27 protein-coding genes are annotated in these 25,151 nt (G+C 42.6%); 12 read left to right on the plus strand and 15 right to left on the minus strand.

Features of this window, described 5'->3' with window-relative positions:
- Window positions 1-30 precede the first annotated feature (30 nt).
- Window positions 31-177, plus strand: a complete 147-nt coding sequence (locus ACU01J_RS13975) for a YoaH family protein (RefSeq protein ID WP_134834698.1) — start codon at window positions 31-33, stop codon at window positions 175-177.
- A gap of 488 nt (window positions 178-665) precedes the next feature.
- Complete coding sequence (locus tag ACU01J_RS13980) at window positions 666-1,079, plus strand: hypothetical protein (RefSeq protein WP_481086251.1); 414 nt, start codon at window positions 666-668, stop codon at window positions 1,077-1,079.
- 701 nt (window positions 1,080-1,780) lie between these two features.
- Here ACU01J_RS13980 and ACU01J_RS13985 read toward each other — a convergent pair.
- Complete coding sequence (locus tag ACU01J_RS13985; protein WP_481086252.1) at window positions 1,781-1,939, minus strand: hypothetical protein; 159 nt, start codon at window positions 1,937-1,939, stop codon at window positions 1,781-1,783.
- A gap of 79 nt (window positions 1,940-2,018) precedes the next feature.
- Window positions 2,019-2,396: a hypothetical protein gene (locus tag ACU01J_RS13990; protein ID WP_481086253.1), complete on the minus strand. Its 378-nt coding sequence runs from the start codon at window positions 2,394-2,396 to the stop codon at window positions 2,019-2,021.
- A gap of 186 nt (window positions 2,397-2,582) precedes the next feature.
- Between ACU01J_RS13990 and ACU01J_RS13995 the strand changes: the two genes are divergently transcribed.
- The 5 genes from ACU01J_RS13995 to ACU01J_RS14015 all read left to right on the plus strand — a co-directional run bounded on the left by ACU01J_RS13995 (window position 2,583) and on the right by ACU01J_RS14015 (window position 6,440).
- Window positions 2,583-4,154, plus strand: a complete 1,572-nt coding sequence (locus ACU01J_RS13995; RefSeq protein ID WP_481086375.1) for a phage/plasmid replication protein, II/X family — start codon at window positions 2,583-2,585, stop codon at window positions 4,152-4,154.
- A 23-nt stretch (window positions 4,155-4,177) separates the two neighbouring features.
- Window positions 4,178-4,447: a hypothetical protein gene (locus ACU01J_RS14000; RefSeq protein ID WP_481086376.1), complete on the plus strand. Its 270-nt coding sequence runs from the start codon at window positions 4,178-4,180 to the stop codon at window positions 4,445-4,447.
- Window positions 4,448-4,585: 138 nt separating this feature from the next.
- Window positions 4,586-5,275 (plus strand): hypothetical protein, encoded by a 690-nt coding sequence (locus tag ACU01J_RS14005; RefSeq protein WP_481086254.1) that lies wholly within the window; start codon window positions 4,586-4,588, stop codon window positions 5,273-5,275.
- 196 nt (window positions 5,276-5,471) lie between these two features.
- Entirely contained in the window at window positions 5,472-5,717 is a 246-nt protein-coding gene (locus tag ACU01J_RS14010) for a hypothetical protein (protein WP_481086255.1), read from the plus strand.
- Window positions 5,718-5,885: 168 nt separating this feature from the next.
- Window positions 5,886-6,440 carry a 3'-5' exonuclease gene (locus ACU01J_RS14015; protein WP_481086256.1) on the plus strand — a complete coding sequence of 185 codons (555 nt, stop codon included), beginning with the start codon at window positions 5,886-5,888 and terminating at the stop codon, window positions 6,438-6,440.
- A 290-nt stretch (window positions 6,441-6,730) separates the two neighbouring features.
- Here ACU01J_RS14015 and yciH read toward each other — a convergent pair whose 3' ends face one another.
- Both yciH and ACU01J_RS14025 read right to left on the minus strand, forming a co-directional pair.
- Entirely contained in the window at window positions 6,731-7,042 is a 312-nt protein-coding gene (gene yciH / locus ACU01J_RS14020) for a stress response translation initiation inhibitor YciH (RefSeq protein WP_481086257.1), read from the minus strand.
- A gap of 5 nt (window positions 7,043-7,047) precedes the next feature.
- A complete protein-coding gene (locus ACU01J_RS14025) occupies window positions 7,048-7,425 on the minus strand; it encodes a DUF3319 domain-containing protein (protein ID WP_481086258.1) in 378 nt (125 codons plus the stop codon).
- 99 nt (window positions 7,426-7,524) lie between these two features.
- Here ACU01J_RS14025 and ACU01J_RS14030 point away from each other — a divergent pair, with 99 nt between their 5' ends.
- On the plus strand, window positions 7,525-8,481 hold the full coding sequence (locus ACU01J_RS14030) for a tyrosine-type recombinase/integrase (RefSeq protein ID WP_481086259.1): 957 nt from the start codon (window positions 7,525-7,527) through the stop codon (window positions 8,479-8,481).
- On the opposite strand, the gene ACU01J_RS14035 is transcribed toward ACU01J_RS14030, so the two are convergent.
- Both ACU01J_RS14035 and ACU01J_RS14040 read right to left on the minus strand, forming a co-directional pair.
- On the minus strand, window positions 8,478-9,470 hold the full coding sequence (locus ACU01J_RS14035) for a D-alanine--D-alanine ligase (RefSeq protein ID WP_481086260.1): 993 nt from the start codon (window positions 9,468-9,470) through the stop codon (window positions 8,478-8,480). The genes ACU01J_RS14030 and ACU01J_RS14035 overlap by 4 nt on opposite strands.
- 163 nt (window positions 9,471-9,633) lie before the next feature.
- The gene (locus ACU01J_RS14040; RefSeq protein ID WP_481086261.1) at window positions 9,634-10,215 is read right to left on the minus strand and encodes an SPOR domain-containing protein; all 582 of its coding nucleotides are present in this window, start codon (window positions 10,213-10,215) and stop codon (window positions 9,634-9,636) included.
- A 216-nt stretch (window positions 10,216-10,431) separates the two neighbouring features.
- Here ACU01J_RS14040 and ACU01J_RS14045 point away from each other — a divergent pair, with 216 nt between their 5' ends.
- Window positions 10,432-13,116: a bifunctional acetate--CoA ligase family protein/GNAT family N-acetyltransferase gene (locus ACU01J_RS14045; protein WP_481086262.1), complete on the plus strand. Its 2,685-nt coding sequence runs from the start codon at window positions 10,432-10,434 to the stop codon at window positions 13,114-13,116.
- A 35-nt stretch (window positions 13,117-13,151) separates the two neighbouring features.
- Here the strand turns inward: ACU01J_RS14045 and ACU01J_RS14050 are convergent, their stop codons facing one another.
- Window positions 13,152-14,048, minus strand: coding sequence for a LysR family transcriptional regulator (locus ACU01J_RS14050; protein ID WP_481086263.1), 897 nt, complete (start codon window positions 14,046-14,048; stop codon window positions 13,152-13,154).
- A gap of 252 nt (window positions 14,049-14,300) precedes the next feature.
- Between ACU01J_RS14050 and ACU01J_RS14055 the strand changes: the two genes are divergently transcribed.
- Window positions 14,301-16,487, plus strand: a complete 2,187-nt coding sequence (locus ACU01J_RS14055; protein WP_481086264.1) for a TonB-dependent hemoglobin/transferrin/lactoferrin family receptor — start codon at window positions 14,301-14,303, stop codon at window positions 16,485-16,487.
- A gap of 443 nt (window positions 16,488-16,930) precedes the next feature.
- On the opposite strand, the gene ACU01J_RS14060 is transcribed toward ACU01J_RS14055, so the two are convergent.
- The 4 genes from ACU01J_RS14060 to ACU01J_RS14075 form a co-directional block, all read right to left on the minus strand.
- Window positions 16,931-17,182: a hypothetical protein gene (locus ACU01J_RS14060; RefSeq protein WP_481086265.1), complete on the minus strand. Its 252-nt coding sequence runs from the start codon at window positions 17,180-17,182 to the stop codon at window positions 16,931-16,933.
- Entirely contained in the window at window positions 17,182-18,891 is a 1,710-nt protein-coding gene (locus ACU01J_RS14065; RefSeq protein ID WP_481086266.1) for an SgrR family transcriptional regulator, read from the minus strand. Before ACU01J_RS14065 ends, ACU01J_RS14060 begins: the two co-directional genes overlap by 1 nt.
- Before the next feature lie 76 nt (window positions 18,892-18,967).
- Window positions 18,968-19,201 (minus strand): DUF3389 domain-containing protein, encoded by a 234-nt coding sequence (locus tag ACU01J_RS14070; RefSeq protein ID WP_394126201.1) that lies wholly within the window; start codon window positions 19,199-19,201, stop codon window positions 18,968-18,970.
- Window positions 19,201-19,650, minus strand: a complete 450-nt coding sequence (locus ACU01J_RS14075) for a hotdog fold thioesterase (RefSeq protein ID WP_481086267.1) — start codon at window positions 19,648-19,650, stop codon at window positions 19,201-19,203. Before ACU01J_RS14075 ends, ACU01J_RS14070 begins: the two co-directional genes overlap by 1 nt.
- Window positions 19,651-19,743: 93 nt before the next feature.
- Between ACU01J_RS14075 and ACU01J_RS14080 the strand changes: the two genes are divergently transcribed.
- The gene (locus tag ACU01J_RS14080) at window positions 19,744-20,532 is read left to right on the plus strand and encodes a M48 family metallopeptidase (RefSeq protein ID WP_481086268.1); all 789 of its coding nucleotides are present in this window, start codon (window positions 19,744-19,746) and stop codon (window positions 20,530-20,532) included.
- A 36-nt stretch (window positions 20,533-20,568) separates the two neighbouring features.
- Here the strand turns inward: ACU01J_RS14080 and ACU01J_RS14085 are convergent, their stop codons facing one another.
- A complete protein-coding gene (locus tag ACU01J_RS14085) occupies window positions 20,569-21,651 on the minus strand; it encodes a site-2 protease family protein (RefSeq protein WP_481086269.1) in 1,083 nt (360 codons plus the stop codon).
- Window positions 21,652-21,915: 264 nt separating this feature from the next.
- On the opposite strand from ACU01J_RS14085, the gene ACU01J_RS14090 reads away from it, so the two are divergent.
- Window positions 21,916-22,473 (plus strand): PhnA domain-containing protein, encoded by a 558-nt coding sequence (locus tag ACU01J_RS14090; protein ID WP_481086270.1) that lies wholly within the window; start codon window positions 21,916-21,918, stop codon window positions 22,471-22,473.
- An 88-nt stretch (window positions 22,474-22,561) separates the two neighbouring features.
- Here the strand turns inward: ACU01J_RS14090 and ACU01J_RS14095 are convergent, their stop codons facing one another.
- The 3 genes from ACU01J_RS14095 to ACU01J_RS14105 form a co-directional block, all read right to left on the minus strand.
- A complete protein-coding gene (locus ACU01J_RS14095) occupies window positions 22,562-23,089 on the minus strand; it encodes a CueP family metal-binding protein (protein WP_481086271.1) in 528 nt (175 codons plus the stop codon).
- A gap of 211 nt (window positions 23,090-23,300) precedes the next feature.
- Complete coding sequence (locus tag ACU01J_RS14100; protein WP_481086272.1) at window positions 23,301-23,495, minus strand: hypothetical protein; 195 nt, start codon at window positions 23,493-23,495, stop codon at window positions 23,301-23,303.
- 288 nt (window positions 23,496-23,783) lie between these two features.
- Window positions 23,784-24,743, minus strand: coding sequence for a TerC/Alx family metal homeostasis membrane protein (locus tag ACU01J_RS14105; protein WP_481086273.1), 960 nt, complete (start codon window positions 24,741-24,743; stop codon window positions 23,784-23,786).
- Window positions 24,744-25,151: the final 408 nt, after the last annotated feature.

Consider the following 25,151-nt stretch of genomic DNA (forward strand, 5'->3'; position numbering starts at 1 on the left):
GTCGGCACCTAAATGTTAGGAGCCTTTTTTATGTTTGACGATTTACCGCCACTCTCGCACGAAGAACAACAGAAAGCTGTAGAGCGAATCCAACAGCTCATGGCAGAGGGCATGAGCACAGCCCAAGCAATCAAAGTTGTTGCTGAGCAGATTAGGGCAGAAGCTGCAAAACAATAACTGACCACACAACATTAAAAAAGAGCAGGGCACTGCTCTTTTTTTTACCCAAATTTTAAAGCGCACTATAACACTACAAAATATCGCTATTAGCTATAGCACTGCAACCACAACCTGTCTAACACCTCTCGCAACCAACAAAACATCCATTTGTAATAAAGCTGTAAGCTAGATCAAGCAAACCGGTAATCACAACAAAATAAATAATTATCAATGACTTACAGTAGAACAAAATACTTTTAGTGGCAATATGGAAATTTACTTTGTAATTAAATTACACTCCTGAAAGTTTTCGGTGTGAGCACTTACTGTCATCTAGTGTAATGCTCTGCGTGGTTATGGCGTAACAAAAGTACTCACTAGCAGAATCATTTAGCGACGAGCTAATTGGAAAATATCCAAAACTAAGAAGTGTCACCTGAACATGGTGGGATTGATGTGCTAACCTATTGATTATTCGTTTTCATAATCTAGGGTTAGGAATAGACATGGTTACTAATAAGTGCAAAATACTGGTACTTGCAGCCTTAGTTTTCGCTGCGCCAATTTCGGTATCAGCTCAAACTCAAGCTGTATTGGCTGAATCTATCGCGCTACCAACATTGAGTGTCTTAAGCGGTAAGCAACTGAAGTTGTCTTTAGCGGGTGTGGAGTGTGGTCAAAATGAATATTTCACTGATAAAGCAAACGTCAGCATTCTAGCGAACGGAACACCACTTGAATTTACCCGTACTTGTCATGATTCAGTCTTGGCCTTTAAGCCAATTAGCCGCAGTGAAAACGATCTATTCGTAGAGATCCTATTAAAGAGTAGAAACCTGAATTTGCGTTACATGGCGAGCGCAAGGTCATATACCTATAATGATTGGCAATTAGCGCCAGTTAAACAAGTGCTGAAGTAAGGTGACTGCGTTTTCAAAAGCGCACCTTTGAGTTCCTAAAGTGGAGAGTCGATTGAGTAAGCGCCCGAGTATAACGAAAGACACATTTAGAATAATTGCAGCATCAACTTGACCAAATCGCTTTTCACAGACGTCAGACAGAACCTTAAATCGATAAATATCTTTTTCACTCATCGTAATCAGCATCGGTTAAAGCCTCAAAAGCAAACAATACTGTTAATCTTAGGAGGACATTTTAAAGTGGCTAAAACCGCGGACATTACGAATTTGCTCTTACAGCCTAAGTGCGTATTATGTAGTTTGGAATTATGTTGAGGGTTTGCCTCTGGCCTGAACGATTCGCAAAGGGTGGGCGAACGAGGTAATGATTCCACGCCTAGCATGCTGAGGGACGAAGCAGGGCGACAGCGTGTGAAGGTGGCGAGGGCGAATCGCTTTGCCAGTGAAGCCCGTACACATAATTTCCATAATGCGCACTTTTACTAGAGTTCCAACACAAGAAAGGAGATCGTTTATCGATCTCCTTTCAGCGTTTGGGGACTCGCCCCGCAGGGATAAGTGATTGCGAAGCGAGAACGCAGCACCAAGCCCCTGAGAAACTTAAAGTAGACGTATCTACTCAACGGGGCGCGGTCAGTCTATCGACGCTCTAAACGCATTCTAGAAGCCTCCTTCCTGCTAAGCCATTACGAACTGTCAGCTTATACGGTCATATAAGTAAAACCCAACACACCAAGCATCACGCCTAAAAGTTTAAAATTACCATTTTTGCAAGCTACACAGGCAAGGAAACCAGCAGCAGTCATAACAATAACTTGTATTGCTGTAATGTTGAGTTGAGCGTTAGCGAATACGTCCATTTTTTGATCCTTTTTCTTGAGTGGTGAACTCAAAAAGCCGCATGCTCTAATAGCGGCTTTTAGTCTCAATACGATACTTCTAGTTATGTTCTACCTTATCCAGTCTCGCAGATAAAGTTTCGATTTGAGCGGCTTGTAATTCAGTTTTCTTAGTTAATTCAGTGATTAACGAATTTAATCGATTTTCACCATCGATTGTTACGGTTGCATCCTCAGGACCTGTTCCATAGGCGATGAAACTTAAATTTTTCCCAGTAGATTTAGCAATCAAGGCAACCGTAGAGAACTTAGGTTCAGTTTTTCCAGCAGCCGTTCTTTTTAGGGTGCTAAGACTAATTCCTGTGTTTTCGCTAATGGCTTCATATCCACCGTTGCTTAATATCGCATTTTTTAATCTTTCTGCGATTTCTTTTTCGAACGTATCTGACACTAACATTTCTTTTTCATTACCACTCATGACCATTCGTGACCCTTCGAACTACTTAGAACTGCTTTGAGTATAAACCCACTTTTTCATATTGAACTCTCAGAGTGTCATTTGAGACACTTATAAAGTCTCATTTATGGTTGACTTTGAGATCTTAATTTGGAACCATAGGTGACACCAACAAATTCACATGTGACACTTGACGGGCTTTTAGCAGTGTTTGACAAAATCAACTTCAAAATACCATTTAAGAAAGACGTGGTTACCGTTATGGGTGATTGCGGGTTCTTGAATTTTGAAGAACTGGCTAAAAAAACAGGTCTAAAAATCGCAGCAGGGGACATTGAATTTGCTATCAATGCCAACGCTGAAAACGGGATTCACGATCTCTACTGTCCTTACCAAACCATTCCGTCATCATTTACTGATATCGCTTGTAAAGCTTTTGATTCAGAGCCTCGCGCCAATGTTTACTGGCCTTTCTTTGAGTTGAAAGCATCGCCAGCAAAAGTAATGCAAGGTCATAACGTATACGGTTCAGATAACTTACGTTTAGGCATTGAATTCATGCTTGAAGCTCTTGCTAAATCTCAGCCTGAACTGTTTGCACTGCTTGATGTTGGTTTGGGTGAAATTCGTCAATTGGACTGCACATACTCGATACAGCTACGTGATAAAGACACGCTACGTCAAACACTTAAAGCACTTGGTAATATCTCTAACCGCTCCATTCGCCCAGCTCGCAACGCTGACTACGAAACGTCACTTTACTTCAATAAAGCATCCGAAAAGAACCCAGATGCAGGTCGAGCTAAAACACTACTTATTTACTCAAAAGCGGATGAAGTAGAGAAGCAAGCCTCTGAGCTAGAGCGCAAGGCCCGTAAAGAGGGCACTTCTCGTTATGACCATGTGTTAGCTCAATTAAACAACCCAGAATTACGCCAGTTTGCTGCATGCCGTTTACGTTTTGAGGGGCGTGCAAAGAAGCGATTTATTGAGCGTGAAGTGGGGAGTTGCAATATCTGGAAGGTACTTCGTCACGCTGAACGTTTTGAACAAATCAATGGCTATTCGTTTTGTGAATACATGTTCAAAGCGTTGTTTAAAGATCTATTAAACGCCGTGGAAGGTGAAGAGCTAGAGATTTACAACGACCACAAAATCAAGCAGTTACTACGCATGGCTTACCACTCAGTGACGCCTAAGGGAAATGTCTCTTATGCCAAAGCTGACCGCATCTATGGCTTTTACACGCGCCTGTGTGACCGTGGTTGGTCAGAAGTCAAAGAGTCAATGACCAAAGCGACGTTCTACCGCAATGTAAAAGAGTTGCAAGGCGTTGGTTTATCTCGTGCTGACATTCAGCAGCTCACAGAGGGAAAACGCATGCCATTAAGCCAAATCTTACGTTTTGACTTCGACAATCAACGTCCCGCTGATTATATCGAGCCAGTATCACCATTAGCTCACATTCAGGATACTTCATCACTTGCCGTTGCATTTGGTGTAACGCATCGCTTATCCCATGAAATCGGTCTATCAGAAGACCCAGCAGCACGTTTAAAAGAGCACTTACAACTGGATGAATCGTTTGATTTAGACCAGTTCCTAAATGGTACAGAGGTTCCACTAACACCTCGCGAATCACTCTCTTTAGTCATTTGGCCAGATGGCGAGATGACCTTAACCCGACACAAACAACAACGTTTTAAACCGAATCCAATCACAGCTCAATTGAACCCCGAACCAGAACGGGGATACGAGAGCATTTTGACTAACAAGTAGAGGTAAACATGAAAGTTGTATTTATGGGCATTAGCCAACGCAGTGGTGTATCGAATAAAGGTCAGGGTAACCCTTACGAAATGAGTAAGATTCACCTTGCAATGCCAATCGAAGAGATTAGCACTCCTCACATGACCGCAACGGGTAACGGCTATCAAGAGCGTCAGCTTGATATCGACCCTTTGTGCATTTCTCAGTTTCAGCAACTTAAGCCTTTCGCCAATATCGACGTGAATGTCGAACCTAAACCAAACAACTTTAGTCAGACTTGGGTTGTTGGCTTAAACGGCTAAACCTTTTGGGCTGCATGCAGGTGCTTTATTGCTTGCATGCGCTTGAAATCAACTGCATGAAAAAACTGCCAAACCCTTGCACTGCAAGGTCTGTGCAATGCATGCAACACTTAAAATCTATCTATGGAAATCAATACAATGAATGCAAATAAAGTAACAGGGGCAGAGTTCCAGGCAGCTCGCATTTCACTTGGTCTATCACTCGCTATGGTTGGCAAACAGTTGCTTGACGGCAACCGCAATACGCTTAGCCATTTCGAGAAAGAGAAGGGCACATTAACACTACGTGATAAGAAAACACTGGTTGGCTTGTATGAAGAGTATGGCTATGACTTTGACCATCCAGACGATGATGACGTATTAACAGGCCATGCGAAAGAGAACATCGAACAATCTATTGGCAACCTTGAAAAAGTAGACGATAGCGAATCGAGTAACGCCTTAGTTGAACTTGCACATGACATGATGGATGTCATTTCACTGGTTAAACGCCCAGTAGCGCAGGAAACAACGCCAACACTTCCAGAAGAGTCACAGCAACTTTCAGCAGCATTAATCAAACACTTTGAAGCTGATAAGAAAGGTCAGTTTAAGGATAAAGGTGGCTTTCTTGGTGGTGCAGCCGATGAACGAGGTCGTAAGCTGGTTGCTATTCTAGCTTATGCCAAGCTCAAAGAGTTGTCAGCATTGCATCCAAACATGCTTGAAACGTCATTCAGCAAGGCAGCTAAGCAAAGCGACAATAAGCGTATGCTTGAAATGCTTTCAGGGCTATTGGAATGTGATTTGAAAGAGTTTGAGCATGTGAGTAATAAACTCGTTGCTTAAAAATGAAGTGGGCTAACTGACTGGTACTCAGCTAGCCCTGAATTGCACATCGAAAAGGATACATTCAATGTTTGAACATAATAATCACAGAACCACTGAAAATACAACCGCTAGACGTTTTGGAGTCATATGTAGGCACTGCAATGCGTTAAGTTTAGTCGATTTAGACCATGAACCCGCTCAAAAGCAACCTACAATGACCGATGTTAAACGCATCAATTATAGCTTTGAACGCCTTCAACACATGCGAATCACGCTTAAGTTGTCGAGAAAGCGCATGTCAGAGCATTTGTTGATGGACGATGAACTACAGAAGCACCTTGATTCACATGTTGTCTTGCTTGAGGAAGCTTACCAATGGCTTGGAGAGCTACAGCAGTCTTATTCAAAACACCCACGTAAGCCTGAGGTTTCGGCCTTAGTGGAGATGGTGAATATATGAGGGTCTTTTATCTGAAGTGTTGGACTTGTGGTGAGTTTTTAGAAAGCTCCGTCATACCAGAGCACAATCAGGTGAAAGTCTATTGTCCATTTTGCCAAAAAAAGCGACGTATCCGCAGTGTGACCATGCACGTTGCCATTGAAACAAACAACAAAGGAAATGAATAAAATGAACAACTTGATGCTAGATTTAGAAACAATGGGAAAAGGTTCAGACGCTGCAATTGTTTCTATTGGGGCGTGTTTTTTTGAGCCAATCAGTGGTGAAATTGGAGCAGCTTTTGAGTGTGTTATTGATCTAGAAGATGCAAGCCAATACGGTGAAATCGATGGTTCAACGGTTCTCTGGTGGTTACAACAAGAGCGAGCAGCGAGAGAGAAATTAAACTCAGCCGATAGAATGTCTCTGGATGAGGCGTTACATCGTTTTAGGGCGTTTGTTGCTGAGCATATGGATTATGATGTTGTGAAAGTTTGGGGAAATGGCTCATCGTTTGATTGTGTTATCTTGCGTAATGCCTACAAATACTGCATGGGTGAACAGTATGTGCCGTGGCGATTCTGGAATGAGCGAGACGTAAGAACGGTGGTTGACTTGGGAAGAAGTTTTAGGGGAATTAACCCTAAGAAAGACATTCCATTTAAAGGCATCAAACACAGTGCATTAGCTGATGCTAAACATCAAGCCGAATATGTTAGCCACATATTAAGAACGTTGAAGTAACAGAGTCCAAGCCCACATAAACGTGGGCTTTTTCACGTATAAGGTCAACTCACATAAAGTGTGATTTGGAAGAGTTGAGCCGATAGAAAGTCACCACAACAAAATGTCTAAGTGCGTATTATGTATATTATGTTAAATAAAAGGCAAAATTAAAAGAGCACAACGAAGTGCTCTATTGAAACAGGCCTGCTACACGTTATATATGTTGTCTAATTCAACATAAACGCATTTTACATAAAATACCTAATAACTAGTTTGATAATCAGAGATTAGCAAACCTGTTTTTAGGTTTAACCACCGGCTAGTTTTACTGTGTGTCCTTTCTTTTCAAGGTGTGCTTTGATCTTGTCACGTGTATCGCCTTGAATTTCAATTGTGCCATCTTTTACAGAACCGCCACAGCTACATACTTTTTTTAGCTCTGCTGCTAACAGCTTTAAAGGTGCGTCATCCAAATCTAATCCAGTTACGATAGAGACGCCTTTACCTTTACGTCCTTTTGTTTGTCGTGTGATACGGACGATTCCATCGCCTTTTTCACGCTGAGGCTTTTCTTGTTCAGGTTTAATTCGACCTACATCAGTACTATATACAAGAGTCATAATTGCTATTTCTTCTGTTGCTGTTCGGCTTTTTGCTTAGCCAACAAGTATGCCTCTATATGCTTCTGTATGGCAAGTTTTCCGCCCTTAATAAGACGACCATTGAAGAAACAGTACCAACTATTTACATCACCGGTGTCATTTTTTAGCGTATAACCATTAAAGTTTTCCTGTACAGGGCTTCCAGTCGCGGTTTTCTTCTCAGCCAACGAGCTAAACTCTTTAGGGTCGATGATCGTAGCCGTATCGCAAAACCAATCGATACTCTTTTTCACAGCAGCCATGCTGCCTGACAGCACATGGCTCTTAATTTGAACTTGCCAAACTTCCGTTGAATTTCCAGCAGTTTTGAGGACAAAGCCTCTGTAAGTAGCAGCAGCCATAATCGTTATTATCGTTGAAGTAGATTAGTTTAATAATAATTGTAAATTGCTCATTATCAAGTATATTTATTGTAAGTTTATTGGTTATAGTGCGTATAAATGAAGAAAATCGTTCGTGTCATCACATGCAAAGACGAAAGAAATCAATTTATTTCTACATTTTTAAATCCTGTTGAATTGGAAGATATCAACTCTCTAACAGATCATTCTTACTCCCATAACTCACTGTTAGCTATGAGAAAAGATTGGAATCTGTTTAGTGAGTTTTGTCAGAGTAAGCATGTACGCCCTATTCCAGCCTCTTCGACCGCTGTTCGTTTGTTTTTGGAACGCGAAGTTCAGAAAAGAAAATATTCGACAATAAAGCGTTACGGGGTAACCATTGGTCTAGTTCATAGAATACTTGGGGTTGCTGACCCTACCGCTACCCAAGCCATTCAAACCCTTATGGCGCGCCTAAGGTTAGACAAAAAACACGACGCGACATCCGCAAAGCCTTTTACGCTAAAACACTTAAAGATGATTACTCAACGTCTTGAGCCTTCAGCTAAATTAAAAGACAAACGAGATCTCGCGATCTACTACATAATGTTCGAGTGCATGTTGAAACGTGGCGAACTTAAAGTATTATCCCATCAAGATATTATCGGTGACTCATGCACCAAACAACTTTGCGTTGGCTCTTCAACCTATTCATTATCTGAATCTGCTAGTCTTTTTCTGGACAAGTGGATTCAATCCAAAGTGTCTTCTAGCGGTCCGCTTTTCACAGCTATCGATAAGCACGGTGTTACGAGTAATAGTTCACTCGATGACTCTTCAATCTTTCGTATATTGCGTAATGCAAGTAGCCAACTTGGCTTAGACGTTCAGTTTTCTGGTCAATCACTACGAGTTGGCGCAGTTCAGAACCTTGCTAAACAGGGGAAGAAAGTAAAGGAGATACAGCAATTTGGTCGTTGGCGAAGCGCTGCTATGCCTTATCACTATCTCGGCAATAAGGCACAGGCAGATGAAGAAAAGGTAGTCTTCAAATCAATCAAGCCATGGACTTAGATCGATGTTTTTACACAGTTCGCTAGAAACGCCGCAAAACTATGTCCATTGTTCTCAAGCATTTTAGGGAACATTGAAATCGGTGTCATTCCTGGGAACGTATTAACCTCATTCAAGTAGATTTCACCGTTAGGCGTTAAGAAGAAATCGATACGAGATAAGTGACGTAGACGCATTTGCGTAAACACTTTTTCTGAGCTGGTACGGATCACCTCTAGCTGATCTTCGTTCAAGTCAGTAGCAACCACTTTAGTTGTTGAGTGACTTGTTGTGCTGTACTTCTCTTCATAAGAATAGAACGCATCTTGCGGTGCAATCACTTCACCTGGCGCTGTGATATGCAGCTCGCCATCAATCTCATAAGCCGCTACTTCTAGCTCACGCGGTTTCACCGCTTGCTCAACAAGTACTTGGTCCGAATAACCAAACGCATTATCTAAAGCTGCTTGTAATTGCGTCAACTCCGTTACCTTGTAACAACCTACTGAAGAACCTTGGCGAGCGGCTTTGACAAAAATACTTCCCCACTTTTTAAACGCTTGTTCACTTAGCTCATAAGCTTGTTCGCTGTTCTCTGAAAGGAAAATATACGGTGTATTCGGAATGCCTAACGCGTCATACCATAACTTAGACGTGATCTTGTTGAAGCTGTTGGTACTCGCTTCAGGACCACAACCTAAATAAGGAATACCCGATAGCTCAAGCATTGATTGAATATCGCCAGTCTCACCCGGGAAACCATGAATACAAGGAACAACAAAGTCTAACTTGATCTGCTGAGAGTTAGTATTCAATGTGCCAGAGTTGGTATCAAGGTACGCAAGGTCACCACTGTCGGTGTACCACCCATCTGTTTTCATCTCTACACGTACAACGTTAAAGTCAGACGTCTGTTCTAGCTGAGATTGAAGGAAGTTTGCAGAAACGAGTGATACTTCATGTTCAGATGAACCACCACCGCAAAGAAGAAGAATTGTCGTATTAGTCATTAATCGATCTTTCCGTGACACAACAGAGGGATTAGAAAAACATGATAATCAAAAGCGCATACAGTTACACGGTTTTAGCAAAGAATTTCTGGAATTTGGCTTCTGAGTGCTTACAATTTAGACGTAAAAAAAGGGGCGATAGCCCCTTCTTATAAAAATGGTATTAGTTCAACTTGTTCAAAGTTGGGTATTGAGAGTTCTTGATTGCATCAATGCTCTTCACAAAAGGTTTCAATGATTGGAATTCACTTGGAAGTTCATTGATCGCTTTTTTTGCATCTGTGCGAGTTGCGTAATCACCGTAAAGCACTGAGTACCATTTCGTACCGTTCACGACTTTATAGTTTTCCCAGATAGGTTGGTTGTCACGTGGTAATTTACGTGCAAACTGATCAACCTTAGTTTGTGAACCTACAGCAACCACTTGAATAGTAAAACCATAACGCGGGTTCATCGCTTTCTGTTTAGCAGTAGGCGGAATAATCGCTACAGCTGGTTTCACTTTAGCGGGTTTCGCTTTAGCCTGTGTCTTCACAGCCTGTTTTTCTGGAGTAGACATATTAACAACAGCAACGTTGTCTTCTGAAATGCCGTTGATCATTCCCTGCTGTGATACAACTGGTTGTTCAACCTTAGCTGTTTTGTAATCCTCACGATAGCTTTCCGAGCTCACATCGGTGACATAATCACTCGATACACATGCAGAAAGCACCACTGATAAGCCAACAATCGCAATTTTTTTCATGAAATTTTAAATGCCTTAACTAGAAATTACTGTAAATCATGCCGTTAGAAAGGAAGAGAATCAACCCAACATTCTAATTATATATCAATACACTGTGACGCATGGCACAAACTTAACCAGCGCCCCAGTGATCTGATTAAAACAACATCAAAATCTCTGGGTATTTACCAGTTAGGTTCGCTAGGATGAGTGTTGTCGCTGTATTGGGAGCATGAGATGAGCAACTTGAACCAACTCTTTAAACCTCGTTCTGTCGCCGTTATTGGTGCATCGACTAAACCGATGCGAGCCGGCAATATCGTGATGAAGAACTTACTTCATGGCGGCTTCGAAGGTGCGATTATGCCCGTCACTCCAAAATATTCATCGGTTTGTGGTGTACTCGCCTATTCTTCAGTCGATCAATTGCCGATCGTGCCCGATGTGGCTATCTTGTGTACTCATGCAAAATACAATCAAGCTTTATTTCAACAGCTTGCAGATAAACAGGTTAAATCGGTAATCGTCCTTTCTGCCGATATGCATTTATCCAATGATGATGGCGACAGTATTCAGTCTGCCTGTCTTAAAATTGCCAAACAAAGTGGTATGCGCATACTCGGCCCCAACAGTTTAGGTTTAGTGCTGCCTTGGGTGAATTTCAACGCTTCATTTTCTCCGGTTACTGCTGAAAAAGGCAAGATTGCCTTTATTTCTCAATCCGCGGCGATGTGTACGACCATTCTTGATTGGGCCAATGACAAAAATATCGGCTTTTCAGCGTTTATTTCGCTCGGCAATGCTCTAGATATCGACTTTGCTGATCTTTTAGATCAGTTAAGTACCGACACCCATACCGAGGCAATATTGCTCTACGTCGATACGATAAAAGATGCTCGCCGCTTTATGTCCGCCGCGCGTGCTGCGTCTCGTAACCGTCGAATTTTGGTTCTAAAAGGTGGTAGAACGTCTGCCGGACGTCTCGCAGCCAAAGCTCATACTGGTGGGGACGATACACTCGATATCATCTACGACTCTGCGATTCGTCGTACGGGTATGCTGCGCGTAAACAACTCGCATGAACTATTTGCAGCGGTAGAAACTTTAACACATTCAGTCCCATTACGCGGTGAGAAACTGGCCATCATTACCAATGGTGGTGGCCCTGCGATTATGGCTGTCGACGCATTGCTCGAACGCGGTGGTAAATTAGCACAGCTGTCTGATGAAACTTTGAATAAGTTGACTACTCTTCTACCTCCTAGCTGGAGTTACAACAACCCGATTGATATGGTCGGCGATGCGGATCAATCTCGCTACGTGAATACACTGAACGCGCTGATGGATACAGATTGTGCTGACGCGATTCTGATCATGCACAGCCCTTCTGCTGTTGCGCATTCAGAGTTAACAGCCAAAGCGGTTGTTGATGCGATTAAAGCGCACCCACGTCACAAGCGCTTCAATTTTCTGACCAACTGGTCTGGTGAGCTCACCGCGAAACCTGCCCGAGATATTTTCACTCAAGCTGGTATTCCAACATATCGCACGCCAGAAAGTGCAGTAGTCGCCTTCATGCACCTTGTCGAGTACAGACGTAACCAAAAACAACTAATGGAAACGCCAACGACCGCAGAACCAGTCCATATTGCTGAGTTGAAAGAAGCGAATAATTGGATAGAAGAAAAGCTACTGGATAAAAACACAGTCTCTTTAGATACTCACCAAATCGGCCCTTTTTTGCGCTGTTTCAACTTTGAAGTACTCCCGACTTGGATTGCGTCAGACTCAAGTGAAGCGGTTCACGTCGCTGAGCAAATCGGCTACCCAGTTGCGGTTAAACTCCGTTCTCCTGACATCGCTCATAAGTCAGATGTACAAGGCGTAATGCTTAACTTAAGAAACAGCACTGAAGTTGCTAACGCCTCTGACGCGATACTGGATCGTACTAAGCTCTCTTATCCTTCAGCCAACATTCATGGCCTTTTAGTTCAAGGGATGGCTAAGCTAGCAGGTGGCGAAGAAATTCGGATTAAAGTCAAGCATGACGACACCTTTGGCCCTGTTATTTTACTAGGTCAAGGTGGTTCAGAGTGGGATGAATCTATCGATGCAGCTTCTGCTCTGCCACCACTGAATATGGCTCTTGCCCGCTATCTTATCGTTAGAGCGATAAAAAATGGCAAAATTCGCCTGCAAAAACTGCCAGAGCCAATGGATATTCATGGTCTGTCAGAGTTACTTGTTCGCATCTCACAAATGGTCGTTGATTGCCCTCAAGTACATGAAATGGATATTCATCCAGTGCTCGCTAATGGGTCCAATTTCACCATTATCGATGCAGACTTAGTATTAAAAAGATACGAAGGGGACGCGCAGCAAAGATTGGCGATTCGCCCTTACCCTGTAGAGTACGAAGAACTCATTGAGCTCAAAGACGGTGAACAGGTGTTGCTGCGTCCTATTCTTCCTGAAGATGAGCCGCATCATGCTGACTTTATTAAAAATGTCTCGAAAGAAGATCTCTACAAACGTTTCTTTACCGATGTTGGCGAGTTCAACCACGAAGCATTGGCAAACTTGACTCAAATTGATTACGACAGGGAAATGGCATTCGTCGCTGTAAGTCAGTCTCGTCCGGGCTCACCAATCATTGGGGTATCACGCGCTTTAATCAACCCAGAAAACACCGACGCTGAATTTGCCATTTTGATCCGCTCTGATCTTAAGGGTAACGGCTTAGGTAAAGTGCTGATGAATAAGATAATTCAATACTGTCGCCACAAAGGCACCATACAAATGTCTGGGATGACGATGCCAACCAACAGAGGCATGTTAATGTTGGCTCAAAAGCTAGGGTTCGAGTTAGACGTTCAGTTTGAAGATGGCGTCGCGGATATGCGCCTTTGCTTAACGGAATAGATGATTAAGGGGAGCCATCGAGCTCCCCTTATTAATTATACTCTTGATTGCTTCTTCCAGTGCTTCATCAAGTACTGAATGCACCAAGATTTCGCTTCACCAATCTTATTACGTTTCCACGCCAGTATAATGTCGATTGGCTGCGGCTTGGTTCCTTCAATTTGTTTAATCACACCTTCTTCGATCAGCTCCAGGGCCAGCTCTTTCGGTAAAGTACCAATCCCCAACCCTAACTTAAGCGCATCAACTTTGGCTGAAAAGTTGGTCACAGTAAGCCGCGGTTGACGTTGGGTAATATTAACTGTCAGCACTGGTTGTTCCCTCGCGGTATCTGCGATGGCAATGATTCGATATTTTTCGCGAGCCTCTTCATCAAACTCGCCGACACGCTTATGTACGTAGTGATCCGCTGCCGCGACCCAAATCATTTCCATCGTACCGATGGCTTCAGCCTTCACGTCTTGGGGTAAGGTGTCGATTCTTGGCGCAACAAGTAAGTCAGCCCGACCATTGTTTAACGACTCCCAGCACCCAGCGAGAATCTCTTCTTGCAGCTTGATGCGTGTCGAACTCACATTGCCAAGCTCCGCAACTAAACCAAAAAAGTTTTTAACCGGAATAATGCCGTCAAATGCGAGCGTAATATCAAGCTCCCAACCATTGGCCAGTACGCTCGCATCGTTGACCAGCTTCTCCGTTGCAGCAAGGATGTCTCTACCTCGCTCAAGGATCAGACGCCCTGCTTCGGTAAAGTTCGCTTTATGTCCAGAGCGATCGAAGATCATGATATCGAGGTCTTGTTCGAGCTTTTGAATTTGATAGCTCAGCGATGAAGGTGCTCGGTCGAGTTCATTTGCTGCCGCTGCGAAGCTGCCTCTCCTTTCAATCGCATCTAATATATGAAGTGCTTCTAATGTTATTGGACTCTGCACAACTGCTTTCCTTATCTATAGCCACCGCAAATAACGTGACTCTGATCACGCAATACAGGTATTAGTTGAACCTTTACAAATGTTAAATAATTGATTATCTAACTGTAATTTAAGGACTTTCTCGTAATTATGACAAATATGGCGTACGAAAAATACTAAAAACGCCAACGCAAACAATAGTAATTATCATTTAGATCCAATAGAATTTCCCCGTTCAACGAAAACCTATATGGATAAAAGGTAATAAACATAATGTATAAGCAATCTCTACTGTCAGCTTCAATCGTTTTAGCGCTGACGTCAACTGCCTCCGCCGAAGAATATGCCCTATTTGACGAAGTTGTGGTATCTGCAACACGTACAGAGCAAAGCAAAGAAGACGTAGCTGCATCTATTGACTCATTTACCGCTGAAGATATCGACAACTCTCTTTCAAACGATTTAAAAGATGTTCTTCTTAACACCCCTGGAGTTGATGCGACAACGTCTGGTCGCTTTGGTATTTCAGGCTTCAACATCCGCGGTATGGATGGTGACCGAGTTAAAGTTGTTGTTGATGGTGTTCAACAAGTTACCCCGTACAACTCAGGCGGCGGCACTCAGGCAATTTACCCGAACACAATTGAAGTCGATACCCTTCAAGCGATTGAAATAAACAAAGGCGCTTCTTCAACCCTATATGGTTCAAACGCGCTGGGCGGTGTGGTTGTTCTTAAGACTAAAGATCCTGAAGACTTCCTTGTAACTGACGGAGATGAGTCTCGCTTTGGTATTAAATCATCTTACTCATCAAGCGATGAGCAGTTCAAGAATACTTTAACTTGGGCTATGCGCCGCGGCGATCTTGAAACCATTCTTATCGGTACCTATGCGCAAGGTCATGAAACAGAAACGTATGGTGATGGTGCTGACGTAGAAGGTGAAGATCGCGGAATTGCAAACCCTGCTGATAAAGACATGAGCAATATCCTTGCAAAAGTCTATTACCAATTGAACGAACAAAACCGTATCGGCTTGACGTACGAGCGCAACAATCAAAACTTTGAAGAAAACAAGCTAAGTGGCAATTACACTTCTAGCCACCCTATGTTTGGTGACATTGTTACGTATGACAATTCGACTTCTGACGATGAAACGTTACGTGAAAAAATCGGTATCAGTTATGAACTGCTCGGCAATAACGTTGCTTTCGATACCATGGCGCTTAATCTGAATTTCCAAACCACAGAAAGCACTAACGACAACTACGCTTTAGTCACTGACCACCTCGGCATGATCGGTTACAGCGGCGAGCGTACACGAACACGTTACGCTGAAGACGAAACAGTCCAATTTGATGCGCAGTTCGATAAAGTCGTTGCGTTAAGTAACTCTACTCATGAGATCACTTATGGCTTGAACTACGTAAATACTGATTTCTCATTAAACAATGTCGATTACTTCCATGACAACGGTACTTCTTCACCAGGTGCGACAAATGTTCCTGACGCGAAGATGGATCAATGGGGTGTATTTGCTCAAAACAACATTTTCCTACTAGATGAACAGTTAGTTCTTAACGTTGGGCTACGCTATGACGCTTATGAAGCAAACCCGTCTACAGATGATGGATTCACTACTGATCATAAGGTAAACGAAGACGATGCATTCACCGGTAAGCTTGGTGCGGTTTATCACTTTAATGACCAATTAAGCACGTTTGCGCAGATTGGTCAGGGCTTCAAAGCGCCTACCGTAGAACAGCTGTATTACGAGTACGATAAAGGTTCTGACTTTACACCAAACTCAGATCTTGAAGCAGAGAAAAGCACATCGTACGAAATCGGCTTCCGTGGCAAAAACGAGTTCGCTCAATTTGAGCTAGTTGGCTTCTTCAACGACTACAAAGATTTCATTTCAACGGAACAACTAGCTGAAAAGACGCCAGGTAAAGAACACTTCACATTGGTTAACCTCGATGAAGTAGAGATCAAAGGTGTTGAATTCAGTAATGTATTGCTACTCGATCAGATGTTTAGCGCGCCTAAAGGTACATACACTACGTTCTCTATCGCGTATGCGGAAGGTGAAGATAAGAAAACTAGTCAGAAACTGACCTCTGTAGCACCGTTAACATCAGTGATTGGGCTTGGTTACGACAACTTTGAACACAAATTCGGTGGCTTAGCTACATTGAAGCTGGTGGCAAGCAAAACTGATTGGCCAACAGAAACTTATGATTATGAAGATTCAGCGGGTTATGGCGTTGTTGATATCACAGCATATTATCAACCAATGACAGATCTTACGTTACGAGCAGGTCTGTTTAACGCGTTCGATAAGAAGTATTGGCAGTATGACAACTTTACAGTTGATTCAAGCGCTAGCACGGCTTCATATAATGATCGTTACTCTGAGCCGGGCCGTAACTGGGGTGTTAGCTTAGATTACCAATTCTAATTATAGCGATAAATCAAAAAGCCAGCTCTAAGCTGGCTTTTTTACGTTTATGGGCATAACTAATTGATTATTAAGCGCTGAAAAACAAAAAATCTCCCGTTTAAGGAGCTTTAATCACTAACATTTGCTAAAAAGAATATAGAAAATGGAGCAAATGTGAGAATTACTTAGCGCTAGCCATCTCTTTCTTTACCATAATAGCAGCTGCAACGATAAAAGTGATGATCAGACCTAGTTCCATTGTGTACCTCTGAGATATATTTGGAAAAACCGAAGATTAACTGCGGATATTCTAACAGTTTTAAATAACATTGATAGCTCTTAACAAGGTTTTTATGTATTTTATCGATTCAGATCAAAATTAACCTTGAGAGCTCTGTTATTTACACTTTCTGTATCCTTTTTAATCAGCCGCTTTCTCAAAATAATATTCTAGATCGCTACTATTTCATGGTCACTTTTCCACCGATTATCTTGTAGGCTGGTGTACCTCTAACTAGCGTGTCGCGTGCAAATTCTCCACCGCAATCAGGGCAAAAACAGGGCTTGTTCGTAAAATCTTCGACAATACGCTCCTTAAAACACTTAACTAAAGCGCCCTTGCCTCCTTTTCGATATTTAAACAGCTGTGCTTTACACTTTGCACAATAGATATTGACCGTTTTACTCGGTTGTTTCTTATTTGGTTTCGCCACTACTCATTACCATCATCATTTTGTAGAAGCTGCGGCTTAACCCAGACCTTACTAAAATCAAACCAACCTAATGCGTTACATTTCGCGTTTTGTAATGAGCCACATTGATCTTTGCTCACCCCTAGCCAGCAGTGAAACATCGGAATCAGCTGCATTTTTTCAGCGAGTGACTTACCCAATGCTTTTGAAGGAAATGCTGAGTTTGGTGTTGCTTGCCACTCTCTGACTAGCTGAGCCCAGTATTCAAAGTCTTCCTCTTTACTAAGTGCGGCAATATCACTGTAGTTAAGTAGCCAACCTGCTAATGCATCATCACGGTTGGTGGAAATACCCATTGGTTTTAGCCATATATCAATAGCAGATGTCTCCTCGACGGTTTGATCATACGTCACCAGATTAACGCCTAACCCATCTTGCTTAAGCAATGACTCAATACATTTAACCAGTGTTGGGAACATTGGGTGCTGGCCATGGTAAGCAATCGTCACCGTGCGATATGACGGAGGTGATGTGTAGCCTTGTTTAGTGTGGTGATACCAACCCGGCTTTAAGCCATGAGCAGGCAAGACGCCAAGCTCAGCTAATTTTTCTTGTGGAAGCTGCTGGAACAGGTTCAGCGTGGTCAGTTTTTGACTGAAATAGTTAGCCCAATCGTTAGTAGCGGCCAAACCATCTTTTCGGTTGAGCATCAATAGTGTGCAGCCTGGGTCCAACTCAACTTCATCAGAGAATTCAGCCGTTTCTGGTCGAACTGGATTCGCTAGACTTGGAAACACCATCGATGAGTGCGCTTCATCAATCACCCACACCTCTACCCGATCGAGTAATGGTCTAAATCCAAAGTATCCATCGAAAGCTTGTAAAACCAAGCGTTTTTGGTCGTTTTGAACGATGCGGTAAGGTCCGGTACCTATTGGTAGCTCATCAAAGTTATCCGCTCTGCTTTCAATCGGTAAGGTGATTTTCGCGCATGATTCTGACAACAAAAGAGGCAATTTATAGTCAGCTCGATCCAAATGAACATCAACGATCAAATGCCCCGGAGACTCAACCCGTTCGATGTGTGAAAACAGCGTCTTTTGCTTTAATGCGGCCAAACAGTCGAGGATGTTTTCAACCGTAAGCAGATCACCATTATGGAATCGTACACTCGGTCGAATATAAAAGCGCCAATGTTTAGAGCTGACCATTTCCCATGTATGAGCTAGATCCGCTTGTAACTGCTCTTGTTCATCAATACGTGTTAATCCACTAAAAATTTGCTGAGCGATGTGCAGCTCCGAACGCCTCATTTGATCAAAAGGGTTTAGGTTTGATAGCGGTCGATAGTATGGAAGGCGTACAACTTGTTGCCCCTCTTGATGGACAATACCAAGATATTTTTCAACGACTTGAGCCAGCTTGGCACTATCGTGATCGAGCACTTTTAGTGCTTGGCCGATTTTGCCTTCTTCCAAATAGCGTTTTGCCAAATTCTCACTAACGTCAGCTCGGCTTCTTTTAAAGTTGAGCTGGGAAAGCTTGCCGCGCCCAGGAGCAGGATGCCACTCTAGCCACCCTTCTTCTTCCATTTTATTGAGTACGATTCGCGCATTACGACGGGTACAAAATAGGATTTCGGTAATTTCTTCTAGTTGAACACCGGAGTCTTGTCCTTTGTAGTGTTCAAATAGCGTTTCAAACTGAACTCTTAGGCGGGGGCTACTCATAAAGAGGAAATCTCACTAACATTGGCATGTTAATGAGTTTCCTCATTTGTGTAGATAGGATCAAGTGCTAATTAGATTATTGAATCGCAATGCTCGTTTCTTGTGCGATTTGTTGAAGCTGATCTTCACTGTCTAGCTTAATCGACCACTTTGTCTCGCTACCGTTTGCAGCGATTACATTGGCACCGCGTCCAATTAAGGTAATAGCATCAACTTGAGATTGGAGCGTAACCATAGAAGCAGATTCAAGTTTTACGACAATTTCATGAGGAGTAACAATCACCTTCCCTGCACTGAAATGAATAACCATTACTCCGCCTCTTTACGACGAGTCGTAGACTTTTTGTTTTTCACCGCGATGGTTAATCTACTGGTGCACACAAGTCTTTCGCGATCATCGGTAATATTGATTTTCCAGACTTGAGTAGAAACCCCTATGTGGATCGGCTTAGCCGTCCCGATTACATGACCGCTGCGCATTGAGCGGACATGGTTAGCATTAATATCTAGGCCGACACAATAGCTGCCTTCAGCCACACAAAAATTAGCCGCGACAGAACCCAAAGTTTCAGCCAACACCACAGAAGCCCCGCCGTGTAACATCCCCAATGGCTGGTGGGTGAACGAGCACACTGGCATGGTTGCCGAAATATAGTCATCCCCAAATTCGGTATAAATAATATTGAGATGCTCTATCAATGTATTTTTTGACGTTTTATTTAGCACTTCTAGGTCAATCGGGCGTTTCCAAATACTCATCTATATTTCCAATCGAGACTACAGTTAACAGGGATTGTAACCTAATGTTATGATTTACCTAATTAGATTCTTGCATTTACTATAGGGAATTCAATGCAAAAGTGGTTAAAGCTATCAACCGTCGTTACAACACTCGCCATCGCTGCGTGTAGCGCTTCTCCGACTGGACGTAATCAATTGCTGCTTTTTTCAGACAGCGATATGAGTAGCTTAGGGGCTCAATCATTTGAGCAAATGAAGAAAGACCAAAAACTCAGTACGGATAAAAAGAAAAACGCCTATGTACAGTGCGTTACGCAAGCAATCACTAAGCACGTTCCGCCTCAGCCTGGCTTCAATCAATGGGAGGTTGTGGTGTTTGACAGCGAGCAAGTTAACGCTTTTGCACTCCCCGGCGGGAAGATTGGCGTATATACAGGGCTATTAGATGTTGCGGTCAACCAAGATCAGCTCGCAACCGTCATTGGTCATGAAATTGCTCACGTTCTTGCAGACCACAGTAACGAGCGATTATCCCAGTCTCAAATTGCCAATGCCGGTCTGCAAATTACTAACCTTGCTTTGGGTTCGTCAGAGTATTCTCAGTACACAGGCGTTACTATGGCGGCGCTAGGCGTAGGTGTTCAATATGGTGTATTAATGCCTTATGGGCGTACGCAGGAATCTGAAGCGGATATTGTCGGATTAGAATTGATGGCGAAATCGGGCTTTGATCCTAACCAAAGTGTCGACTTATGGAAGAACATGGCCAAGGCATCAGGCGGGAAACAACCACCGGAATTGCTCTCTACGCACCCTTCTCACAGTACGCGTATTGAAGATTTAAAAGCAAAGATCCAAAGCTTGCCAAACTACAACGCTAAACGACCAAATTGTTCATAAGTAAAAGGGAGCATCATGCTCCCTTTTTACTATCTGTTATGTACCTAGAATGAGTAATGGTAACTGGAGCAATTGATCCCCTGTTGACGCAAAGAACCAAATAATGCCAATCAGCGATGCAACCAAACCAACATACCAAACAGCTGAGATAATTTGCCCGTATCTGTCTAGTGGTAACAAATGGCTATGGTGACGACCGCGCCACTCAATGACGATTTCTAGCATGCCCATAATCAGTAAGAATCCAAATAAGGTCAGGCCTAACGAATAGCTAAGCACCACGCCACCAGCCGCTGCCGCAGTACAAAGAATGATTCCCGCAACGCTATTCATTGAGAAGCTAATGCTTTTTAGTACATGCCCGCCATCAAGCGGTAAAATCGGCAGTAGATTAAATAGGTTTAAGAAGGCGTTAAACACCGCTAATCCCGCGAAAAACATCTCGCCAGTAATTAAGTAGACAACCAACAAAATAATCGAAAGGATCAAACCAAACATTGGCCCCATAATCGATATAACAACATCTTGCCAACGGGTGTTGATCTTCTCATCACTGAGCGCTAAACCACCAAGAAACGGTACAAGGTAGATACCTTTGGTTTTCATACCAAAGTACTTCATCGCCTTTACATGGCCATATTCGTGGAATACTAAACAAGCAATCAACGCGAGAGCAAACTGAAATGAAAATAGCCATGAATACGCAGCTAAACTCGCTGAAGCCAGCACTACTTTAATTAGCTTGGCACTCTTTAGCGCCTTCATACCTAAAGAGAATAAACCAATTAGGCTAAAACGTTTTTCTGGTGTCGGTGGCGTGAACGGAACTTGCTTCTCAATATCTTTGGTATCACGGCTCCCCTTTTGGATAGTTTCACCGTTCACCGTTGCATGGTAATCAATAGTAAAAGGCTGCCAGATTAGAGTTGTTTCAAGTTTACAAACCAGCTCTTGCTCTCCATTCATCAAAGTAAACTGATGATGCGAGTTATCGCCGCGCTCTGAATTGGCATCAAGTTGCGAGACCAACTGGTTGTTCCAAAACAGTTGCTGCCAACCAGCCATAGAGCCTTCTAGACGAAGCGGCTTACCTAAAAATTCAATCGAGAGAAGTTCCAACGCTCGTAACCTATTAATTTGCTATAAAGACGCCGTTGATTATGCCTATCCTGACTAATGAGGTAAAGAAAATGCTAACAATGTGACAATGTCACACAGATTAAGCCATTGATGGGGCTTATTTTGTTTACCTTTAGTATTCGAAAGTCAGAGTAAAGCAATTTTATATCAGTTAAACCTTTGCTATTCGGTATACCCCTTTCTTTTCGATGGATAAAGTGCATAATAGCCGCGTAATTAACACCTAACTAATGTGAGTCCACTATGTCTTCTGAAGCTACTATGCTAGAACGCTGCCAATCAAAATGTGAATTATGTGCTGCTGATGCACCATTAACCGCTTATGCCGTTCCTCCGCACAGCCACGTGACAGTAGATTACGGCATCATGGTGTGTGACAAGTGTCTAGGTGAAATCGAAGAGCCAAAAGACATCAACCACTGGCGTTGCCTAAATGACAGCATGTGGAGCCAAGTTCCTGCTGTTCAAGTAACTGCATGGCGCCAACTAACTCGTCTAAACACTGAAAGCTGGGCGCAAGATGCGCTAGACATGATGTACATGGAAGAAGATCAAATGAACTGGGCAATGACTGGTATGTCTGCTGATGACAAACCATTCGATTGTAACGGCGTTGAACTTAAAAAAGGTGACGACGTAACGGTTATCAAAGACCTACCAGTTAAAGGTACTAACCAAGTAATCAAGCAAGGCACGGTTATCCGCGGCATCAGCATCGGCGACGATCCTAAGCTTGTTTCTGGTAAAGCGAACGGCGGCCAATCTATGTACGTTATCGCTGAATACTGCCGTAAGAAGTAATCACAAGTTACCTTCGACAGATATTAGAAAGGCGCTCAATTGAGCGCCTTTTTTGTTTAAACGTTAGATGCTATAACGACTTAAATATCTATACTTTTTGCAGCTGCATATCTGTCACGCAAGTAAAATCTTTACTGGTTGTGCCAATCTCTTTCGTCGTTTTCATCCCTTTGTATGTAATGGTAACTTTTAGGTGTTTTTTATCACGAGGTAACCAAAGATCAATAAATCCATTGGTGTTTGTTTTCATCATTTTGAAAAGTATTTGTTTGTTATCCTGTTCATCGTATACAGCTACACCAACATTCTCCCTTTGTAGCTCACCAGTGCAACCAGTTGGTCCATGGAAGCTACATGGATGATTTTTGTTTATATATGGGGCAATTGATACTAGAAATTCGCTTTTCAGAGGGATCTTACCAATACTTCCATCTTTAAATTGACCAATTATTTGATTAGGTTGAACTTGAACGACTGCCTTCCCAGTTCCATACCATGAGTTCGCTTTTTCTATCGCTTCATGTGGTGACATTTTTGCGAAATCGCTCCCTTCTGATGCGATAGCTCCGACACTAAACAGCATCGATATTAATGTAAGAGTAGTTTTATATTTCATGAATTGCTCCCATAAGCACCTTTTTCAGTAGATACTCACAGGCTAAAGCTTAACCCAATGGTAAGGTCAATATTTTATTAGATTCAGTACAAAATTTGTCCCCGCTAATGTCGAGAACAGTATTTGTATACTTAAATAAAGCTCAGTCTCTTAAAAATAAAAAAAACGCCAGCTATTCCTAGCTGGCGTTTTTAAAATCTACTCGTTCGAATTAACGATATAGACCGATATCTTTCTGCATGTGACCAGACAAATCATTTGCGTAGTACGCGCGTGGTTCGCTGTTATCTGTGAATAGAATATCTAATAAGTGAGCAATCAATCCTTTGAAAGAAACCGCGTAGGTTTTTTTATCCATAGAGATAGGTGCGTTGATAGTACCCATTTGCATTGTTTGTGCTGCCATGATTGCCTCTCTATAAACTGGTGTAATTCGTTTTGTTGAGGCAATAATAAGCAATGTTTGTTTGCAAAAAAAATGACTATTTTTCTTTTGTCGAATTACTTTTTCTAATGAAACAATGCTTTAACAGAGCGTTGTTTCAATTATGCAAAAAAGAGTTCAATATACGCATAATTAGAACGTATTTATGAATTAGTATTTTCAATGCAAATCTAACCCCCTGCTTTGCATCACAAATATTTTACAAACATTCACTCCCGAAAGCGGGAAGTTACTCGCAAGTAAATTAGTTTATTTATCAACAGTTGCCGTTGCTTCTTGCAAACCATTTTTTTGCTTAATGATTGAGGCAATCACCGCCACTGTCATCGTAGCCAATAGCACCAGTAATGATACAGCTGTTGGGATTTCCCATGCTGAGCCCACTAACATCATCTTGATACCAATAAATATCATAATGCACGATAGCGCAGGTTTGAGGTAGATAAACTTATCCATCATCCCCTGAAGTACAAAGTACAGAGAACGCAAACCAAGCAAAGCAAATACGTTTGCAGCCAAGACTAAGAACGGCTCCCTTGTTACCGCAAAGATCGCAGGAATAGAGTCAAGAGCAAACATCACGTCCATAAACGCGATCACCGCAATCACGATGAACATTGGGGTCGCGATGCGCTTACCCTGTTCAACGATCGTCAACGCATTACCCGCGTAGCTATCGGAAACCGGAACAAGTTTACGAATAATACGCTCAGGCAGTGGATTGATTTCGTCTTCGCCTTTGTCACGTGCTAACTGGATACCTGTCCAAATCAAGAACGAAGCGAATAGGTAAAGAATCCAGTGATACTGAGCAAGGAGCTGAGCACCAACCGCAATCATTATTGCACGTAGCACTAGCGCACCAATCACACCCCATAGTAACGCTCTTGGACGTAAGTGCTCTGGTACTGCATATTGATGGAAAATAATCGCAAACACGAACAAGTTATCTACGCTCAGTGATTTCTCAAGCAGATAGCCAGTAATAAAAGACAGTGTCGCTTTTTCTGCCGTGTATTCACTCCCTGGTGCGTATACATCCCAGAATAGGTAAATGGTAACAGCAAACAAAAAGGCAAGCGCAAACCAAAATAGACTCCATACAGCGGCTTTCTTGATGGTAATTTTTCCACCACGAGTTTGCCATATGTCTAAAGCGACCAGCGTAAGCGTGAGTAAACCGAAACTGAAGTAAGTAATTGGGGTCATGTATCCTCCAAAGGCGGAGGGATCGAGGAACTTAAGATATGTGACGATCCCTACCGCAAACAAACTCATTACCCAGCGGTTAAGCTAAGTAACATTGATTGCGTTGGTCTCGTCGAAATATGCGCAACTGAATGATTCAGTTTACATACTTATACTTACCGGATAGAACGACGTCTAACGAGATGACGATAAGTAAACCAGAGGCGACTACTCCCCAAACAAGGCGGATTCTATGCCTGAAAATTGAATTCGTCTATAAGAAAAAGCAAAAAAGGAGCAAATAATTACTCCTTTTTATCAATGCTATTGGCTTGGTCATTTCAACGCTATACGCCACCAATAGGAACAAAGTAGACAAGTGCAGACCATACGCCAATCCAACTAACAACAACAGCTACATCAATCCAA

The sequence above is a fragment of the Vibrio sp. 2433-A1 genome (genome assembly GCF_056726085.1).

Coding starts and splice junctions, on each gene's coding strand:
- ACU01J_RS13975 (WP_134834698.1), top strand. CDS start 31: ATGTTTGACGATTTACCGCCACTCTCGCACGAAGAACAACAGAAAGCT.
- ACU01J_RS13980 (WP_481086251.1), top strand. CDS start 666: ATGGTTACTAATAAGTGCAAAATACTGGTACTTGCAGCCTTAGTTTTC.
- ACU01J_RS13985 (WP_481086252.1), bottom strand. CDS start 1,939: ATGGACGTATTCGCTAACGCTCAACTCAACATTACAGCAATACAAGTT.
- ACU01J_RS13990 (WP_481086253.1), bottom strand. CDS start 2,396: ATGAGTGGTAATGAAAAAGAAATGTTAGTGTCAGATACGTTCGAAAAA.
- ACU01J_RS14000 (WP_481086376.1), top strand. CDS start 4,178: ATGGGCATTAGCCAACGCAGTGGTGTATCGAATAAAGGTCAGGGTAAC.
- ACU01J_RS14005 (WP_481086254.1), top strand. CDS start 4,586: ATGAATGCAAATAAAGTAACAGGGGCAGAGTTCCAGGCAGCTCGCATT.
- ACU01J_RS14010 (WP_481086255.1), top strand. CDS start 5,472: ATGACCGATGTTAAACGCATCAATTATAGCTTTGAACGCCTTCAACAC.
- ACU01J_RS14015 (WP_481086256.1), top strand. CDS start 5,886: ATGAACAACTTGATGCTAGATTTAGAAACAATGGGAAAAGGTTCAGAC.
- yciH (WP_481086257.1), bottom strand. CDS start 7,042: ATGACTCTTGTATATAGTACTGATGTAGGTCGAATTAAACCTGAACAA.
- ACU01J_RS14025 (WP_481086258.1), bottom strand. CDS start 7,425: ATGGCTGCTGCTACTTACAGAGGCTTTGTCCTCAAAACTGCTGGAAAT.
- ACU01J_RS14030 (WP_481086259.1), top strand. CDS start 7,525: ATGAAGAAAATCGTTCGTGTCATCACATGCAAAGACGAAAGAAATCAA.
- ACU01J_RS14035 (WP_481086260.1), bottom strand. CDS start 9,470: ATGACTAATACGACAATTCTTCTTCTTTGCGGTGGTGGTTCATCTGAA.
- ACU01J_RS14040 (WP_481086261.1), bottom strand. CDS start 10,215: ATGAAAAAAATTGCGATTGTTGGCTTATCAGTGGTGCTTTCTGCATGT.
- ACU01J_RS14045 (WP_481086262.1), top strand. CDS start 10,432: ATGAGCAACTTGAACCAACTCTTTAAACCTCGTTCTGTCGCCGTTATT.
- ACU01J_RS14055 (WP_481086264.1), top strand. CDS start 14,301: ATGTATAAGCAATCTCTACTGTCAGCTTCAATCGTTTTAGCGCTGACG.
- ACU01J_RS14065 (WP_481086266.1), bottom strand. CDS start 18,891: ATGAGTAGCCCCCGCCTAAGAGTTCAGTTTGAAACGCTATTTGAACAC.
- ACU01J_RS14070 (WP_394126201.1), bottom strand. CDS start 19,201: ATGGTTATTCATTTCAGTGCAGGGAAGGTGATTGTTACTCCTCATGAA.
- ACU01J_RS14075 (WP_481086267.1), bottom strand. CDS start 19,650: ATGAGTATTTGGAAACGCCCGATTGACCTAGAAGTGCTAAATAAAACG.
- ACU01J_RS14080 (WP_481086268.1), top strand. CDS start 19,744: ATGCAAAAGTGGTTAAAGCTATCAACCGTCGTTACAACACTCGCCATC.
- ACU01J_RS14090 (WP_481086270.1), top strand. CDS start 21,916: ATGTCTTCTGAAGCTACTATGCTAGAACGCTGCCAATCAAAATGTGAA.
- ACU01J_RS14095 (WP_481086271.1), bottom strand. CDS start 23,089: ATGAAATATAAAACTACTCTTACATTAATATCGATGCTGTTTAGTGTC.
- ACU01J_RS14100 (WP_481086272.1), bottom strand. CDS start 23,495: ATGGCAGCACAAACAATGCAAATGGGTACTATCAACGCACCTATCTCT.
- ACU01J_RS14105 (WP_481086273.1), bottom strand. CDS start 24,743: ATGACCCCAATTACTTACTTCAGTTTCGGTTTACTCACGCTTACGCTG.